Origin of the sequence: Pseudomonas sp. LS_2 (genome assembly GCF_042709235.1) — a bacterium.
In the GTDB taxonomy this organism is placed as follows: domain Bacteria; phylum Pseudomonadota; class Gammaproteobacteria; order Pseudomonadales; family Pseudomonadaceae; genus Aquipseudomonas.
In genome coordinates, this window is sequence record NZ_JAVAYC010000008.1 from 169,605 (window position 1) to 184,932 (window position 15,328).

Sequence of the window (15,328 nt, forward strand, 5' to 3'; positions counted from 1 at the left end):
GTTTCGAGTGTAGACCGGTGATGCTGGGCGCAGGCGCGCTTGGAAAAAGAAAAACCCCGGCCTGGGCCGGGGTTCGTCTTCACTCGTCGAGGAAGGAGCGCAGGTGCTCGCTTCGCGTCGGGTGGCGCAGCTTGCGCAGCGCCTTGGCTTCGATCTGACGGATCCGTTCGCGGGTCACATCGAACTGCTTGCCTACCTCTTCGAGGGTGTGGTCGGTGTTCATGTCGATGCCGAAACGCATGCGCAGCACCTTGGCTTCGCGTGCGGTCAGGCCCGAGAGCACGTCACGGGTGGCTTCCTTGAGGCTTTCGACCGTGGCTACGTCGATCGGGGACTGCATGGTCGAGTCCTCGATGAAGTCGCCCAGGTGCGAATCCTCGTCGTCACCGATCGGCGTTTCCATGGAGATCGGCTCTTTGGCGATCTTCAGTACCTTGCGGATCTTGTCCTCAGGCATTTCCATGCGCTCGCCCAGCTCTTCCGGGGTCGGTTCGCGACCCATTTCCTGCAGCATCTGCCGGGAAATGCGGTTGAGCTTGTTGATCGTCTCGATCATGTGCACCGGGATACGAATGGTGCGGGCCTGGTCGGCGATCGAGCGGGTGATCGCCTGGCGAATCCACCAGGTGGCGTAGGTCGAGAACTTGTAGCCACGACGGTATTCGAACTTGTCCACCGCCTTCATCAGGCCGATGTTGCCTTCCTGGATCAGGTCGAGGAATTGCAGGCCGCGGTTGGTGTACTTCTTGGCGATGGAGATCACCAGACGCAGGTTCGCCTCGACCATTTCCTTCTTGGCGCGGCGGGCCTTGGCCTCGCCGATGGACATGCGACGGTTGATTTCCTTGATTTCCGCAACGGTCAGGCCGGTTTCGCTCTCGAGGTCGACCAGCTTCTGCTGGCAGGCGACGATGGCGGCGTCTTTCTCGCCCAGTGCGGCAGCCCATTTGGTGCTGCGCTTGGCCAGGTCACCGCTCCAGGTCTGGTCGGTTTCGTTACCTGGGAACAGACGCAGGAAGTCGGCACGTGGCATGCGGGCATCACGCACGCACAGCTGCATGATGGCGCGTTCCTGGGCACGCAGGCGCTCAAGGGCACCGCGCACGCGCTCGACGAGAACGTCGAACTGCTTGGGCACCAGCTTGATCGGCATGAACAGGTCGGCCAGGGCCTGCAGGGCTGCGATGCTTTCCTTGCCGCCGCGACCGGCCTTCTTCAGGACCTTGTTGGTGGCCTGGAGCTGGTCGGCGACTGCACCGAAGCGCTGGCGAGCGACTTCTGGGTCGGGGCCGCTTTCGCCCTCTTCCTCTTCGTCATCACCGTCGCTTTCTTCTTCGTCGTCCGACTCTTCCTTCTCGGCAGCAGGCTTGGCGCCCGGAACCGGTACTTCCTCGGTCGGCGCGGCGATGTTGTCGTCAGGGTCGATATAGCCGCTGAGGACGTCCGACAGGCGGCCACCTTCGGTGGTGACGCGGTCGTATTCGCCGAGAATGTAGTCGACGGTGCCCGGGAAGTGGGCAATGGCGCCCATGACTTCGCGGATGCCTTCCTCGATGCGCTTGGCGATTTCGATCTCGCCTTCGCGGGTCAGCAGCTCGACGGTACCCATTTCGCGCATGTACATGCGCACCGGGTCGGTCGTGCGGCCGATATCGGTTTCAACGGCCGCCAACGCTGCTGCGGCTTCTTCGGCTGCGGCTTCGTCGGTGTCGGCTTCCGCCAACAACAGGGCATCCGCATCCGGAGCACTCTCGAATACGTTGATCCCCATGTCGTTGATCATGCGGATGATGTCTTCCACCTGTTCCGGATCTGAAATATCCTCAGGCAGGTGGTCGTTGACCTCCGCGTAAGTCAGGTAGCCCTGCTCACGACCGCGGGTGATCAACTCTTTGATACGAGATTGCTGTTGCGCTTTTCCGGACATAACACCCTATCCACTGAAGGTCTTGGCGGGCAAAAAACAAGCCGAGGATTATACCCGAGCATGGACCTCACGCGCCAGATGAGGTCGGGTTTTGTGCGGGAACATTGCGACTCAGCAGGGCAAGCAGCTGAGATTTCTCCTCTGTGCTCAGTTCACTTTGACGTGCCTTGCGCATCAGATGTTCCAGGCTGCGCTCGCGCTGGCGAGCGGACAAGCTAGTTATAGTGTCGAAAAACTGTTGTTCAAGGTTGTCGGCATCGATCAGCCATTCCTTCTCCGCCAGGGCCCGCAGCAAGCGGCCCTGGTCGGTGCCGTGCCAACGTGCGATCAACTGCATGGAGCTTAGCTGAGGATTCTTCTGCACGGCTTCGATCAGCGCGACCAGCAACTGGCTGTAGACGTGCTCTTCGTCGGCGAAGTGGCTGGCGTCGTCGACCTTGCCGGCCAGCAGCGGGTGGTGCAGCAGCGTACGCAGGGCCGAAAGGGTGGGGGGCTCCACGGGCGCCGGCACCCGTGGAGGCGCTTCGCCGCGCTGGCCGTCGCGCTGCCAGGGTTTGCCGCCTTTCTTGTCCCAGGGCTTGCCATCCCACTGTTTCTTGCCGCCGCCCTTGTTCGGCGTCCAGGGCCGCTGCTCCTGCTGGGCAGGGGCGAAGTCGTAAGCCTGCTCGCTGTAGTCGGGGGTGTAGCTGGCCAGGGCGTCGTAGTCCAGGCCTGGGTCGTAGTCCGGCATGCTGGGCGCTGGCGCCTGCTGGGCCAGTTGTTCCATTTGTTGCGGGTCGAGCCCGGTAATTTCCCTCAGGCGATTGCGCATCAGCTGACGCAGGTTGGCGCCGGGGACCTTCTCGATCAGCGGTGCTGCCAGGGTCGCCATGTGCGCCTTGCCTTCCAGCGAGCGCGGGTCGGCTTCGCTGCTCAGCTGTTCGAAGAAGTAGTCGGCCAATGGCTGCGCGTGCTGGTTGATGCGGGCCTGGAAGGCGTCGGTGCCTTCGGCGCGCACCAGGGTATCCGGGTCTTCGCCTTCGGGCAGGAACAGGAAGCGCGCTCGGCGGCCATCCTGCAGGTTCGACAGGGTGGCTTCCAGGGCGCGCCATGCAGCCTTGCGCCCGGCCTGGTCGCCGTCGAAGCAGAACAATACGCTGGGCACCACGCGGAACAAACGCTTGAGGTGTTCTTCGCTGGTGGCCGTGCCCAGGGTCGCCACGGCATTGCGCAGGCCTTGCTGGGCCAGGGCGATGACGTCCATGTAGCCTTCGACCACGATGATTTCGTCGAGGTTGCGGTTGTGCTTGCGCGCCTCGAACAGGCCGTAGAGTTCCTGGCCCTTGTGGAACACCGGGGTTTCCGGCGAGTTCAGGTACTTGGGCTTGTCGTCGCCGAGCACCCGGCCACCAAAGGCGATCACCCGGCCGCGGCTGTCGCGGATGGGGAACATTACCCGGTCGCGGAAGCGGTCGTAGCGTTTGCCGCTCTCGGCGTTCTCGATCAGCAGGCCGGCGTCGATCATCACCTTCTGTTGCAAGGTATCGGCGCCCAGGTGCTTGAACAGGTTGTCCCAGCCCGGTGGGGCAAAGCCCAGGCCAAAGTCCCGGGCGATTTCGCCGGACAGCCCGCGGCCTTTGAGGTATTCCACCGCCGCCTTGCGGGTTGGATGGCTGCGCAGCGCCTGGCGGTAGAATTCAGCTGCCGCTTCCAGCAACGGGTACAGCGGCGAATCGGTGGGCTGGCGCGGCTTCTGCCCGCGTCGGCCTTCCTCGCGGGGCACTTCCATGCCGGCTGCGCGGGCCAATTCCTCGACTGCCTGGGGGAAATCCAGGTTGTCGTGGTCCATGATGAAGCCCAAGGCGTTGCCACCAGCGCCGCAGCCGAAGCAGTAGTAGAACTGCTTGTCGGGGCTGACGGTGAAGGACGGCGTCTTTTCCTTGTGGAACGGGCAGCAGGCAGAATGGTTCTTGCCGGCTTTTTTCAGCTGGATGCGCGAACTCACCACATCGACAATGTCGGTGCGGTTGAGCAGGTCATCAATGAAACTCTGGGGAATCAGCCCGGCCATGGCAGTCTCGTCATCTGGCAACTGGCAAGTCTAAACGCTTGTGCGCGGGTTTGGAGAGGGAAGTTGCTGCGAGGGTGTGGCGAAGAAAAATGTGCTCGTCGGCAGCCGCGAAGGGCTCGTCAGCTAGGACGTGCACGTCTGGCCAAAAGCCAGTTCTGACGGGGTATTGCAGGTTGCCCATGGCTTTTGCCGGGGCGCCCCAGGCGCATGGCCAAGGGTTTGAAGCGACCGCTGCCGTCTACCCGGCACTAGGCCGGGCGGGGCAGAAGCTTTGCGTAGAGCGCCTGTATTAGTACAGGCGAACGGCGCGGCGCTGTTCGCGCTGAACTTTCTTGGCGTGACGCTTTACAGCGGCAGCGGCTTTGCGCTTGCGCTCGGCGGTCGGCTTCTCGTAAAACTCGCGGCTACGAACTTCAGCCAGTACACCGGCTTTTTCGCAGGAGCGCTTGAAACGACGCAGAGCTACGTCGAAGGGTTCGTTCTCTTTAACTTTGACGGCTGGCATCCAGGGCTACCTTAATTCATTACCGGGGTAGACGTGCTCCTGGCAAAACATAAGGTGTGCTGGAGAACGTCGGTTTTCAAGGGTTGCGGATGTTAACCCTTAGCTGGCCGGAATGCAAAGCCTCTGATCGAAAACCGCTGGTCGGCACTCGGCACGGGGACTATCATGCGCGGCTTCGAATTCAGCCTCAACAAGGCACGGACCCATGCTAGTACTGGGATTGGAAACATCCTGCGACGAAACTGGCGTCGCATTATATGACAGCGAGCGCGGCTTGTTGGCCGATGCGCTGTTCAGCCAGATCGACCTGCACCGCGTCTACGGCGGTGTGGTGCCCGAGCTCGCCTCGCGCGATCACGTCAAGCGCATGCTGCCGTTGATCCGCGAAGTGCTGGAAGAAGCCGGCTGTGTCGCCGCCGATATCGACGCCATCGCCTACACCGCCGGCCCCGGCCTGGTGGGGGCACTGCTGGTCGGTGCGTCTTGCGCCCAGGCTCTGGCGTTCGCCTGGGAGATCCCGGCGATTGGCGTGCACCATATGGAAGGCCACCTGCTGGCGCCCATGCTGGAAGAGCAGCCACCGGAGTTTCCGTTCGTCGCCTTGCTGGTTTCCGGTGGCCACACCCAGCTGGTGCGGGTCGATGGTATCGGCCAGTACCAACTGCTTGGCGAGAGCCTGGACGACGCCGCTGGCGAGGCCTTCGACAAGACCGCCAAGCTGATCGGCCTGAACTACCCAGGTGGCCCGGAGATCGCGCGCCTGGCCGAACAGGGCGTGCCGGGACGTTTCGTGTTCCCGCGGCCGATGACCGACCGCCCGGGTCTTGAGTTCAGCTTCAGCGGCCTGAAGACCTTTGCCCTGAACACCTGGCAGCAGCGCCGCGATGCCGGGGACGACAACGAGCAAACCCGTTGCGACCTGTCCCTGGCGTTCCAGCAGGCAGTGGTGGAGACTCTGACTATCAAGTGCAAGCGCGCCCTCAAGCAGACCGGCCTCAAGCGACTGGTCATCGCCGGTGGCGTGAGTGCCAACAAGGCGTTGCGTGCTTCCCTGGAAGACATGCTCGCCAGTATCAAGGGCAACGTTTATTACGCACGGCCGAAGTTCTGCACCGACAATGGCGCGATGATCGCCTATGCCGGTTGCCAGCGCCTGCTGGCCGGACAGCAGCAGGACCTGGCGATCAGCGTGCAGGCACGCTGGCCGATGGAGCAATTGCCACCGCTGTGAAGTGGAAGGTGTTTCGTCTGCGAGAGTCAGAAATGCCTTTCGCGCCCGGCGAACAGGTCGCGTAGATTGCTGCGGTGTCGCCAGACGATCAGCAGCGTGAGGGCGGTCATTGGCAGCAGCGCCGCCGGCTCGCGCCAGGCCAGCAAAGGCAGGGTCAGGGGCGTGGCGATCAGTGCCGCCAGCGAGCTGGTACGGGTGAGGTAGAAGGTCAGCAGCCAGGCGCCAATGGCCAGCAGCGCCGCCGGGAAGTACAGCCCCATGAGCATGCCGGCGGCGGTCGCGACACCTTTGCCGCCCTGGAAGTGGAAGTACAGCGGGAACATGTGGCCGATCACTGCGCAGAGCCCGATCCAGGCTTGTTCTTGCAGGTTGAGGCCGGCCAGGCTGGCCAGCAATACCGGCAGCAGGCCCTTGCACAGGTCGCCGAGCAGGGTCAGGATCGCCAGCTTGCGGCCCGCAAGGCGTAGCATGTTGGTCGCGCCAGCGTTGCCCGAACCGCTGGAACGCGGGTCGGGGCTGCCACTGAGACGGCTCAGTACGATTGCGAAGGACAAGGACCCGAGCAGGTAGGCGAGCATCGCCAGTAACCAAAACATGCGAACTATTCCGGGCGAGGATGCCCTGATTCTAACGGCGCCCGTCGCCCTTGTCGTGCTGTGGAGAGAAGTGCTTGGACAGAGTGTTCATCGAAGGCCTGGAAGTCGATACCGTCATCGGCGCCTATGACTGGGAGCGGGATATCCGCCAGTGCCTGCGCCTGGACCTGAGTTTTGCCTGGGACAACCGCCCGGCTGCCGCTGGCGACGACCTGAGCCTGGCGCTGGACTACGCGACCGTGACCGCGCGTATCCAGGCCTTCGCGGAGCAGTCGCGCTTCGAACTGGTGGAAACTTTCGCCGAGCGGCTGGTGGCGGCATTGATGTCGGAATTCAACATTCCCTGGGTTCGCTTGAAGCTGACCAAGCCTGGTGCAGTGCCTGCGGCGCGTGGGGGTGTTGGCGTGGAGATCGAACGCGGATGTCTCTGAGCACGGTTTACCTGGGCCTGGGCAGTAATATCGAGCGCGAGAAGCACCTGTGCGCCGGGCTCGACGCGCTGGCCGGCCTGCTGAGTGACATGCGCTGCTCACCGGTGTTCGAAAGCCAGGCGGTGGGTATCAAGAGCGGCCCGTTCTACAACCTGGTGGTCACAGGCCAGACCGACCTGCCGCTGCTGGAGCTGGACCGCCGGTTGAAGTTCATCGAGGCGGAAAACGGCCGCTATGCGCCGGAGCGCAAAGGCCTGCCGCTGGATATCGACGTGCTGATGTATGACGACCTGCATGGCACCTTCAATGGCTTGGTGCTGCCGCGCGCCGAGATCCTGAAGAACGCCTTTGTGCTTTGGCCGTTGTCGCTGCTGGCACCTAGCCTGGTGCACCCAGGTGATGGCCGGCCGGTCGCGCAGCTGTGGCAGGAGGCGAACATCGAGCAGGTGCTAGCGCCGGTGCCGTTCGAGTGGCGTGGCTTGCAGCTGACGCCAGCCTAGCGGGATACCGGCTCAGGCGCTGCCCTTGCGATATTCCTCCAGTGCCAGCAGGCGCGCCGCTTTCAATGCTTCCCCCAGCGCTTGGCCACTTAGCCCGCTCGCTACCAGTGGTTGCACGTCCACGGCCCTCGCTGCGGCTGCCGCGCCACGCAGGTAGCCTGCCTGTGGATAATCTCGGCCCTGGGCGTCCATCTCGCAGGCGGCGGTGAAGTCTTCGAAACGCTGTGGTCGGCGGTAGATGTCGAACTTGTGCAGCAGCGCCAGTAGTTGAGCGGGTTGCAGTGCCTGGGCGTGATGGCACTGCTCTTTGAACTCGCCAGTCAGCAAGGCCAGCTCCTGGCATTCCCGTGGGGCCTTGAAGCGCTGGTTGAGTGCCTGGATCGCCTTGAGGTCGTCCAGGCCGAGCAACAGGCAGGCCCAGCGGACATGCAGCGGCAGATGGTGCCGAGCGGCTTGTTCGAGTGCAGCCAGGGGAGGGGTGTCAGCTTGTTGCGCAACGTTGCACAGGGCATCCAGTTCGGGCATCAAGGTGTGTAGCGCATCGCAGTCACGCAGCACTTCGATGAATACCTGGGGCTGGTCTTCCATCAGTGCGCGCTCGATCTCTTTCCAACTGCGTTCTGCAGTCAGCGCTTGCAGCTCGCCCGAAGTGCTGATCTGGCGCATCAACGCCAGTGTTTCCTCGGCCACGCGGAAGCCTAGCGGCGCATAGCGCGCGGCGAAGCGGGCAACACGCAGCACACGAAGGGGGTCTTCGGCGAATGCCGGGGAAACATGGCGAAGTACGCGCTGTTCGAGGTCGGCCTGGCCGCCATAGGGGTCGCACAGGTTGCCGTGCTCATCTTCGGCCATGGCGTTGATGGTGAGGTCGCGGCGGATCAGGTCTTCTTCCAGCGTCACCTCGGGGCTGGCATGGAAGGTAAAGCCGCCGTAGCCGCGCCCGCTCTTGCGCTCGGTGCGGGCCAGGGCGTATTCCTCGCCGCTCTTGGGGTGGATGAATACCGGGAAATCGGCACCGACTGGGCGAAACCCCTGGGCCTGCATCTGTTCCACGGTAGCGCCGACCACCAGCCAGTCGATATCGCTGACCGGGCGGCCGAGCAGGCGGTCGCGCACAGCGCCGCCGACTTTGTAGATCTGCATGTGGAGCCTCCATTACTGCCGACAGGATACCTTGTCGGCAGTAATGAAGGGCCTAGAGGTGATGGATCACGGCAAGGTCCATGCGCCCGTAGTCGCCGGCCTCGCCATGTTCACCGCGAGGCGGCATGTGGTGGGTTTTCATCACCTGGTCGCCCTGCACGGTCTCGAGGTGAATATCGAAGCCCCACAGGCGATGCAGGTGCTTGAGCACCTCTTCGGTGGAGTCGCCGAGCGGTTTGCGGTTGTGTTGCTGGTGGCGCAGGGTCAGCGAGCGGTCGCCGCGGCGATCGATGCTCCAGATCTGTACGTTGGGTTCGCGGTTGCCCAGGTTGTACTGGGCAGCCAGTTGCTCGCGGATGACGCGGTAGCCGGCTTCGTCATGGATGGCCGGGACCAGGAGGTCGTCGCGCTGGTCGTCGTCGAGAATGCTGAACAGTTTGAGGTCGCGGATCACCTTGGGTGACAGGTACTGCAGGATGAAGCTCTCGTCCTTGAAGCTGCTCATGGCGAACTTCACGGTAGAGAGCCAGTCACTGCCGGCAATTTCGGGGAACCAGCGGCGATCCTCCTCGGTAGGGTTTTCACACATGCGACGGATGTCGGTGTACATGGCGAACCCCAAGGCATAGGGGTTGATACCGCTGTAGTACGGGCTGTCGAAGCCTGGCTGGAACACCACGCTGGTGTGCGACTGCAGGAACTCCATCATGAAGCCGTCGGTGACCAGCCCTTCGTCGTACAGGTCGTTCATCAGGGTGTAGTGCCAGAACGTGGCCCAGCCTTCGTTCATGACCTGGGTCTGGCGTTGCGGGTAGAAGTACTGGGCGATCTTGCGCACGATGCGCACCACCTCACGCTGCCAGGGCTCCAACAGCGGGGCGTGTTTCTCGATGAAGTAGAGGATGTTTTCCTGCGGTTCGGCTGGGAAGCGGCCTCCATCCTTTTCGTTACCTTTCTCGGCGCCCTTGGGAATGGTGCGCCAGAGGTCGTTGATCTGCCGTTGCAGATGCTCTTCGCGCTCCTTCTGGCGCCGGCGCTCTTCTTCTGCAGAGATTGGGTAGGGGCGTTTGTAGCGGTCCACGCCGTAATTCATCAAGGCATGGCAGGAGTCGATCAGGTCCTCTACCGCGTCGATACCGTGGCGCTCCTCGCACTGGGCGATGTACTGCTTGGCGAATACCAGGTAGTCGATGATGGAGCTGGCGTCGGTCCAGGTACGGAACAGGTAGTTACCCTTGAAGAAGCTGTTGTGCCCGTAGCAGGCATGGGCGATCACCAGCGCCTGCATGCAGATGGTGTTTTCCTCCATCAGGTAGGCGATGCAGGGGTCGGAGTTGATGACGATTTCGTAGGCCAGGCCCATCTGTCCACGGCTGTAGGACTTCTCGGTACTGAGGAATTGCTTGCCGTAGGACCAGTGGTGATAGCCCAGGGGCATGCCGACCGAGGCGTACGCATCCATCATCTGCTCGGCAGTGATGACTTCGATCTGGTTGGGGTAGGTATCCAGGGCGTAACGCTCGGCCAAGCGGCTGATTTCCCGGTCATAGGTCTGGATCAGCTCGAAGGTCCATTCGGAGCCGGTGGAAATGGGTTGGCGTCTCTGTGCTCTGGCGGTCATGTGGCTAACCTGCGCTGGAAGAGTTCACGGAAGACCGGGTAGATATCACCGGCCGATACCAACTGTTGCTGGGCGAAGGTGTCGGGGAAGGCTTCGCCGATGCGCTCGTATTCGTACCACAGCGCCTGGTGCTCGCGGGGGGTGATCTCGACGTAAGTGTAGTACTGCACATGCGGCATGATCTGCTTGGTCAGGATATCGCGGCAGATCGGCGAGTCGTCGTTCCAGTTGTCACCATCCGAAGCCTGGGCGGCGTAGATGTTCCAGTCGCTGGCTGGGTAGCGCTCGGCCATGATTTCCTGCATCAGCTTGAGTGCGCTGGAAACGATGGTGCCGCCGGTTTCCCGGGAATAGAAGAACTCTTCTTCGTCGACCTCGCGGGCGCTGGTGTGATGGCGGATGAACACCACCTCGATGCGATCATAGTTACGCTTGAGGAACAGGTACAGGAGGATGAAGAAGCGTTTGGCGATGTCCTTGGTGGCCTGGGTCATCGATCCCGAGACGTCCATCAGACAGAACATCACCGCTTTGGAGCTGGGGTTGGGCTGCTTGACCAGCAGGTTGTACTTGAGGTCGAAGGTATCGAGGAATGGCAGGCGGTTGATGCGCGCCCGTAGCCGCTCGATTTCCGCTTCGACCGCCTGGATGTCGGTGAAGTTATCAGGTTCTTCGACCTTCAACCGCGCCAGTTCCTTCTGGGCTTCGCGCAGCAGGCCGCGGCTGCTGCCGGTCAGGGCGATGCGCCTGGCGTGGGCCGAGCGCAAGGTGCGCACGATATTGATGCGCGAAGGGTTGCCTTCGCTGGCGATGCCGGCACGTACGGTCTTGAAGGTATCCGCGCCGGTCAGGTGGCGTTTCACCAGGTTCGGCAGTTCCAGGTCCTCGAACATGAATTCGAGGAATTCTTCCTGGGTAATCTGGAAAACGAAGTCGTCCATGCCGTCGCCGGAGTTACCGGCCTTGCCGCGACCGCCGCCACCGCCGCCGCCCTGGGGACGTGCGATGTGTTCGCCGGCGGTGAACTCCTTGTTGCCAGGGTGGACGATGGTCTGCTTGCCGCCACGACCATGGTGCAGTATCGGCTCGTCGATATCCCGGCCCGGGATGCTGATCTGTTCGCCGTGCTCCATATCCATGATGGAACGGCGGCTCACGGCCTCTTCGACGGCTTTCTTGATGTGGTCACGGTACCGCCGCAGGAAGCGCTGGCGGTTGACCGTGCTTTTGTTCTTGCCGTTCAGGCGTCGGTCGATTACGTAGCTCATGGGCCCTCCGGTAGCTGGGAGCAGCTGCAAGCTTCAAGCGACAAGCCGCAAAGAAATGCAGCGACCGCCGCTGCGAGCGCGGACGCCTGCCCAGGGGCCTGCGCCAGAGCGCTTGCAGCTTGCGGCTGGTAGCTTGCCGCTTATTGCGATTTCCTGACCCGCAGGTACCATTCCGACAGCAGGCGTACCTGCTTGTCGGTGTAGCCACGCTCCACCATCCGAGTGACGAAGTCGTTGTGTTTTTGTTGGTCCTCCTTGCTGGCCTTGGCATTGAAGCTGATGACCGGCAGCAGGTCTTCGGTGTTGGAGAACATTTTCTTCTCGATCACCACCCGCAGTTTCTCGTAGCTGAGCCAGCTGGGGTTCTTGCCATTGTTGTTGGCGCGGGCGCGCAGCACGAAGTTGACGATTTCGTTGCGGAAATCTTTCGGATTGCTGATGCCGGCCGGCTTCTCGATCTTCTCAAGCTCTTCGTTGAGGGCGATACGGTTGAGGATTTCGCCGGTTTCGGGATCGCGATACTCCTGGTCCTGGATCCAGAAGTCGGCGTACAGCACATAGCGGTCGAAGATGTTCTGGCCGTATTCGCTGTAGGACTCCAGGTACGCCGTCTGGATTTCCTTGCCGATGAACTCGATGTAGCGGGGCGCCAGGTACTCTTTCAGGTAGCGCAGGTAGCGTTCGCGCACTTCGGCAGGGAACTGTTCCTGCTCGATCTGCTGCTCCAGCACATACAGCAGGTGCACTGGGTTGGCGGCCACTTCGTGGGGGTCGAAGTTGAATACCTTGGAGAGGATCTTGAAGGCGAAGCGCGTCGACAGGCCGTTCATGCCCTCGTCGACCCCGGCCGCATCACGGTATTCCTGAATCGATTTGGCCTTTGGATCGGTGTCCTTGAGGTTTTCGCCGTCGTACACCCGCATTTTCGAGTAGATATTCGAGTTTTCCGGCTCTTTCAGGCGCGACAGCACGGTGAACTGGGCCAGCATCTTGAGTGTGTCCGGGGCGCAGTGCGCCTTGGACAGGGAGCTGTTGACCAGCAGCTTGTCGTAGATCTTGATTTCATCGCTGACCCGCAGGCAGTACGGCACCTTGACGATGTAGATCCGGTCGATGAACGCTTCGTTGTTCTTGTTGTTGCGGAAGGTGTGCCATTCCGATTCGTTGGAGTGGGCCAGCAGGATCCCGGAATAGGGGATCGCCCCAAGGCCTTCGGTGCTGTTGTAGTTACCTTCCTGGGTCGCGGTGAGCAGCGGGTGCAGGACCTTGATCGGTGCCTTGAACATCTCGACGAATTCCATCAGGCCCTGGTTGGCCCGGCAGAGTGCGCCCGAGTAGCTGTAGGCATCGGCATCGTTCTGCGGGAATTCCTCGAGCTTGCGGATATCCACCTTGCCCACCAGGGCAGAGATGTCCTGGTTGTTCTCGTCGCCGGGTTCGGTCTTGGCGATGGCAATCTGGTTGAGGATGGACGGGTAGAGCTTGACCACCTTGAACTTGCTGATATCGCCGCCGAACTCCTGCAGGCGCTTGGTTGCCCAGGGCGACATGATGGTGTTCAGGTAGCGCCGCGAGATGCCGTATTCCTCTTCGAGAATGGCCCCGTCCTCGGTCGGATTGAACAGGCCTAGGGGCGATTCGAAGACCGGGGACCCCTTGATGGCGTAGAAGGGTACCTTCTCCATCAATTGCTTGAGCTTTTCGGCCAGGGACGACTTGCCGCCGCCCACCGGGCCGAGAAGGTAGAGGATCTGTTTCTTCTCCTCCAGGCCCTGCGCAGCATGGCGGAAGTAGGAGACGATCTGGTCGATGCACTCTTCCATGCCATGGAAGTCGGCAAAGGCCGGATAGCGGCGAATCACCTTGTTGGAGAAAATTCGCGAGAGTCTGGAGTTGGCTGAGGTGTCGATCAGCTCCGGTTCGCCGATGGCCAGCAACAGCCGTTCGGCCGCCGAAGCGTAGGCACTGCGATCCTCTTTGCACAGCTCGAGGTACTCCTGCAGCGAGAGTTCTTCCTGGCGGGTTGACTCGAAACGTTGTTGGAAGTGGCTAAAAATGCTCATGACGTCACCTCGCTCGATACGTGGAGCCGACGCCGGATCAGTCAGCTGATGCTGGCATGCAACCGGGCTGGCCGATTGCTGTATACCCCCCAGAACACCCGTAGAAACGCTACCGATGACCCGCACGCCGGTGTACCGGCTCTCCCCTTTTTGGATGGCCTGGGCTTAAGGATAGTTGGTTCTACGCAAGGTCAAGGGCGCAAGGCCGAGAAGATGCGCCCGACCGTTCGTCAGCCGGGGCGCTAGCCCGCTCAGGGCGCGGGCTGCAGTAAAAATGAAAAAATTATTCAGGCGTGTCCTGGGCGGTTTCCGCGGGGTAGGTGGTGCGCCACAGTTCGAAACCGCCGTCGACGCTGTAGACGTCGGAGAAGCCCTGGCCGACCAGATAGGCGGCAGCGCTCTGGCTGGAATTGCCGTGATAGCACACCACCAGGGTGGGGGCATCCAGGTCGGCATTGCGGATGAACTCGGCGACCGAGTGGTTATCCAGGTGCGTGGCGCCGGTGATATGACCGGCGGCGAAGGCTTGCGGGTCGCGAATATCGACCACGACCGCACCTTGCGCGCGCAGGGCCAGGGCCTGCTCGGGAGGGATGCGTTTGAATTCGCTCATGGGGCGGTTTCCTTCAGGGTTGGTCGTTCATTCTAGCGGGTTGTGCCGCAGGGCGTAGGCTGCCGTCCTCGGCGCAGTCGCAGCGGTGGAATTCACCGCTGTCGACGTTGTACAGGGTCATGGCTCCGCCCCAGACGCAGCCAGTGTCGAGGGCGATCACGCCGGGCACGTGGACCTTGCCTTCGAGGGCTGCCCAGTGACCAAAGATGATCTTCACATGACGTGCTCGGCGGTCCTTGTGGGCGAACCAGGGCTTGTAGCCTTTCGGAGCGGTGTCCAGCCCCTCCTTGCTCTTGAGGTCGAGCTTGCCCTCGGCGGTGCAGAAGCGCATGCGAGTGAAGTAGTTGGTGATGACCCGCAGACGCTCGACGCCCGCGAGGTTCTTACTCCATTTGCTCGGCTCGTTGCCGTACATGCCATCGAAATAGAGCTTGACGCGGCTGTCGTCGCGCAGCACTTCCTCGACTTCCGCGGCCAGCTCCAGCGCTTTGCCCAGCGTCCACTGCGGCGGGATGCCGGCGTGTACCAGGGCGACACTGCGGGCTTCGTCGTAGTGCAGCAGTTTTTGCCTGCGCAGCCAGTCGAACAACTGGTCGGCATCGGGCGCTTCGATGATCTCACGCAGGGTGTCGCTCTTTTTCAGGCGTTCGACATTCTGCCAGGCGGCCATGAGGTGCAGGTCGTGGTTGCCCAGCACGCAGACCAGCGCGTCGCGGATCGAGTACAGGTAGCGCAGGGTTTCCAGGGATTCAGGGCCACGGTTGACCAGGTCGCCCACCAGCCACAGGCGATCCACGGCAGGGTCGAAGTTCACCCTTTCAAGCAGGCATTTGAGTGGTTGCAAGCAGCCCTGCAGGTCGCCGACAGCGTAAACCGCCATCAGTGCAGGGCTCCCGGGACGGCCAGGCGGAAGGGGGCGATGGCGGCATCGAAACGCTTGTCGTCTCCGGCGAGCATCTGGTAGCTGCCTTGCATGGCGCCCACGCGGGTCGTGATGACCGCGCCACTGCTGTAGGTATGGCTCTGCCCCGGCTCTATGGTCGGTTGCTGGCCGATGACGCCTGCGCCTTTCACCTCCTCGACTTCCCCATCACCGTTGGTGATGAGCCAGTGGCGGGACAGCAGTTTGGCTTTCAGCGTGCCGTTGTTCTGCACGGTGATGGTGTAGGCAAACGCGAAACGACTGTTTTCGGGGTCGGATTGTTCTTTGAGATAACGGGTCACGACGCTGACGTCGATCTGGTAGCGGGGATCTGACATGCAAAGGCCTTGGACGAACGGACGCTTAGGAAGGCAACCCTTGCAGTCTAGGTCATTGGCGGGGGGCAGGGCCAGCGGTGTTCTCGGGCTGGAGGGCATCACGGGGCAGGTATCTACGCC

At 62.0% G+C, this 15,328-nt stretch carries 14 protein-coding genes; 3 read left to right on the forward strand and 11 right to left on the reverse strand.

Annotated features, from left to right (window positions below):
• Nucleotides 1–79 precede the first annotated feature (79 nt).
• The 3 genes from rpoD to rpsU all read right to left on the reverse strand — a co-directional run bounded on the left by rpoD (nucleotide 80) and on the right by rpsU (nucleotide 4,482).
• Nucleotides 80–1,927 carry an RNA polymerase sigma factor RpoD gene (gene rpoD, locus RAC97_RS10075; RefSeq protein ID WP_375099587.1) on the reverse strand — a complete coding sequence of 616 codons (1,848 nt, stop codon included), beginning with the start codon at nucleotides 1,925–1,927 and terminating at the stop codon, nucleotides 80–82.
• Between the two features lie 67 nt (nucleotides 1,928–1,994).
• Nucleotides 1,995–3,977, reverse strand: coding sequence for a DNA primase (dnaG, locus tag RAC97_RS10080; RefSeq protein ID WP_375099588.1), 1,983 nt, complete (start codon nucleotides 3,975–3,977; stop codon nucleotides 1,995–1,997).
• Nucleotides 3,978–4,266: 289 nt separating this feature from the next.
• Nucleotides 4,267–4,482, reverse strand: coding sequence for a 30S ribosomal protein S21 (gene rpsU / locus RAC97_RS10085; RefSeq protein ID WP_003255575.1), 216 nt, complete (start codon nucleotides 4,480–4,482; stop codon nucleotides 4,267–4,269).
• 205 nt (nucleotides 4,483–4,687) lie between these two features.
• Between rpsU and tsaD the strand changes: the two genes are divergently transcribed.
• Nucleotides 4,688–5,713 (forward strand): tRNA (adenosine(37)-N6)-threonylcarbamoyltransferase complex transferase subunit TsaD, encoded by a 1,026-nt coding sequence (tsaD, locus tag RAC97_RS10090; RefSeq protein WP_375099589.1) that lies wholly within the window; start codon nucleotides 4,688–4,690, stop codon nucleotides 5,711–5,713.
• Between the two features lie 26 nt (nucleotides 5,714–5,739).
• On the opposite strand, the gene plsY is transcribed toward tsaD, so the two are convergent.
• Entirely contained in the window at nucleotides 5,740–6,309 is a 570-nt protein-coding gene (plsY, locus tag RAC97_RS10095; protein ID WP_375099590.1) for a glycerol-3-phosphate 1-O-acyltransferase PlsY, read from the reverse strand.
• Between the two features lie 74 nt (nucleotides 6,310–6,383).
• Between plsY and folB the strand changes: the two genes are divergently transcribed.
• Both folB and folK read left to right on the forward strand, forming a co-directional pair.
• A complete protein-coding gene (folB, locus tag RAC97_RS10100) occupies nucleotides 6,384–6,740 on the forward strand; it encodes a dihydroneopterin aldolase (RefSeq protein WP_375099591.1) in 357 nt (118 codons plus the stop codon).
• Nucleotides 6,731–7,240, forward strand: a complete 510-nt coding sequence (gene folK / locus RAC97_RS10105; protein ID WP_375099592.1) for a 2-amino-4-hydroxy-6-hydroxymethyldihydropteridine diphosphokinase — start codon at nucleotides 6,731–6,733, stop codon at nucleotides 7,238–7,240. The genes folB and folK overlap by 10 nt, the downstream gene beginning before the upstream one ends.
• A gap of 12 nt (nucleotides 7,241–7,252) precedes the next feature.
• On the opposite strand, the gene RAC97_RS10110 is transcribed toward folK, so the two are convergent.
• The 7 genes from RAC97_RS10110 to apaG form a co-directional block, all read right to left on the reverse strand.
• Nucleotides 7,253–8,383 (reverse strand): multifunctional CCA addition/repair protein, encoded by a 1,131-nt coding sequence (locus RAC97_RS10110; RefSeq protein WP_375099593.1) that lies wholly within the window; start codon nucleotides 8,381–8,383, stop codon nucleotides 7,253–7,255.
• Between the two features lie 52 nt (nucleotides 8,384–8,435).
• Nucleotides 8,436–10,004 carry a SpoVR family protein gene (locus RAC97_RS10115; protein WP_375099594.1) on the reverse strand — a complete coding sequence of 523 codons (1,569 nt, stop codon included), beginning with the start codon at nucleotides 10,002–10,004 and terminating at the stop codon, nucleotides 8,436–8,438.
• Nucleotides 10,001–11,272: a YeaH/YhbH family protein gene (locus RAC97_RS10120; protein WP_375099595.1), complete on the reverse strand. Its 1,272-nt coding sequence runs from the start codon at nucleotides 11,270–11,272 to the stop codon at nucleotides 10,001–10,003. The genes RAC97_RS10115 and RAC97_RS10120 overlap by 4 nt, the downstream gene beginning before the upstream one ends.
• Nucleotides 11,273–11,412: 140 nt before the next feature.
• A complete protein-coding gene (locus RAC97_RS10125) occupies nucleotides 11,413–13,335 on the reverse strand; it encodes a PrkA family serine protein kinase (protein WP_375099596.1) in 1,923 nt (640 codons plus the stop codon).
• A 283-nt stretch (nucleotides 13,336–13,618) separates the two neighbouring features.
• Nucleotides 13,619–13,948, reverse strand: coding sequence for a thiosulfate sulfurtransferase GlpE (glpE, locus tag RAC97_RS10130; protein ID WP_375099597.1), 330 nt, complete (start codon nucleotides 13,946–13,948; stop codon nucleotides 13,619–13,621).
• Between the two features lie 13 nt (nucleotides 13,949–13,961).
• Nucleotides 13,962–14,828, reverse strand: coding sequence for a symmetrical bis(5'-nucleosyl)-tetraphosphatase (locus RAC97_RS10135; protein ID WP_375099598.1), 867 nt, complete (start codon nucleotides 14,826–14,828; stop codon nucleotides 13,962–13,964).
• Nucleotides 14,828–15,208 carry a Co2+/Mg2+ efflux protein ApaG gene (gene apaG / locus RAC97_RS10140; RefSeq protein ID WP_375099599.1) on the reverse strand — a complete coding sequence of 127 codons (381 nt, stop codon included), beginning with the start codon at nucleotides 15,206–15,208 and terminating at the stop codon, nucleotides 14,828–14,830. The genes RAC97_RS10135 and apaG overlap by 1 nt, the downstream gene beginning before the upstream one ends.
• Between the last annotated feature and the right edge of the window lie 120 nt (nucleotides 15,209–15,328).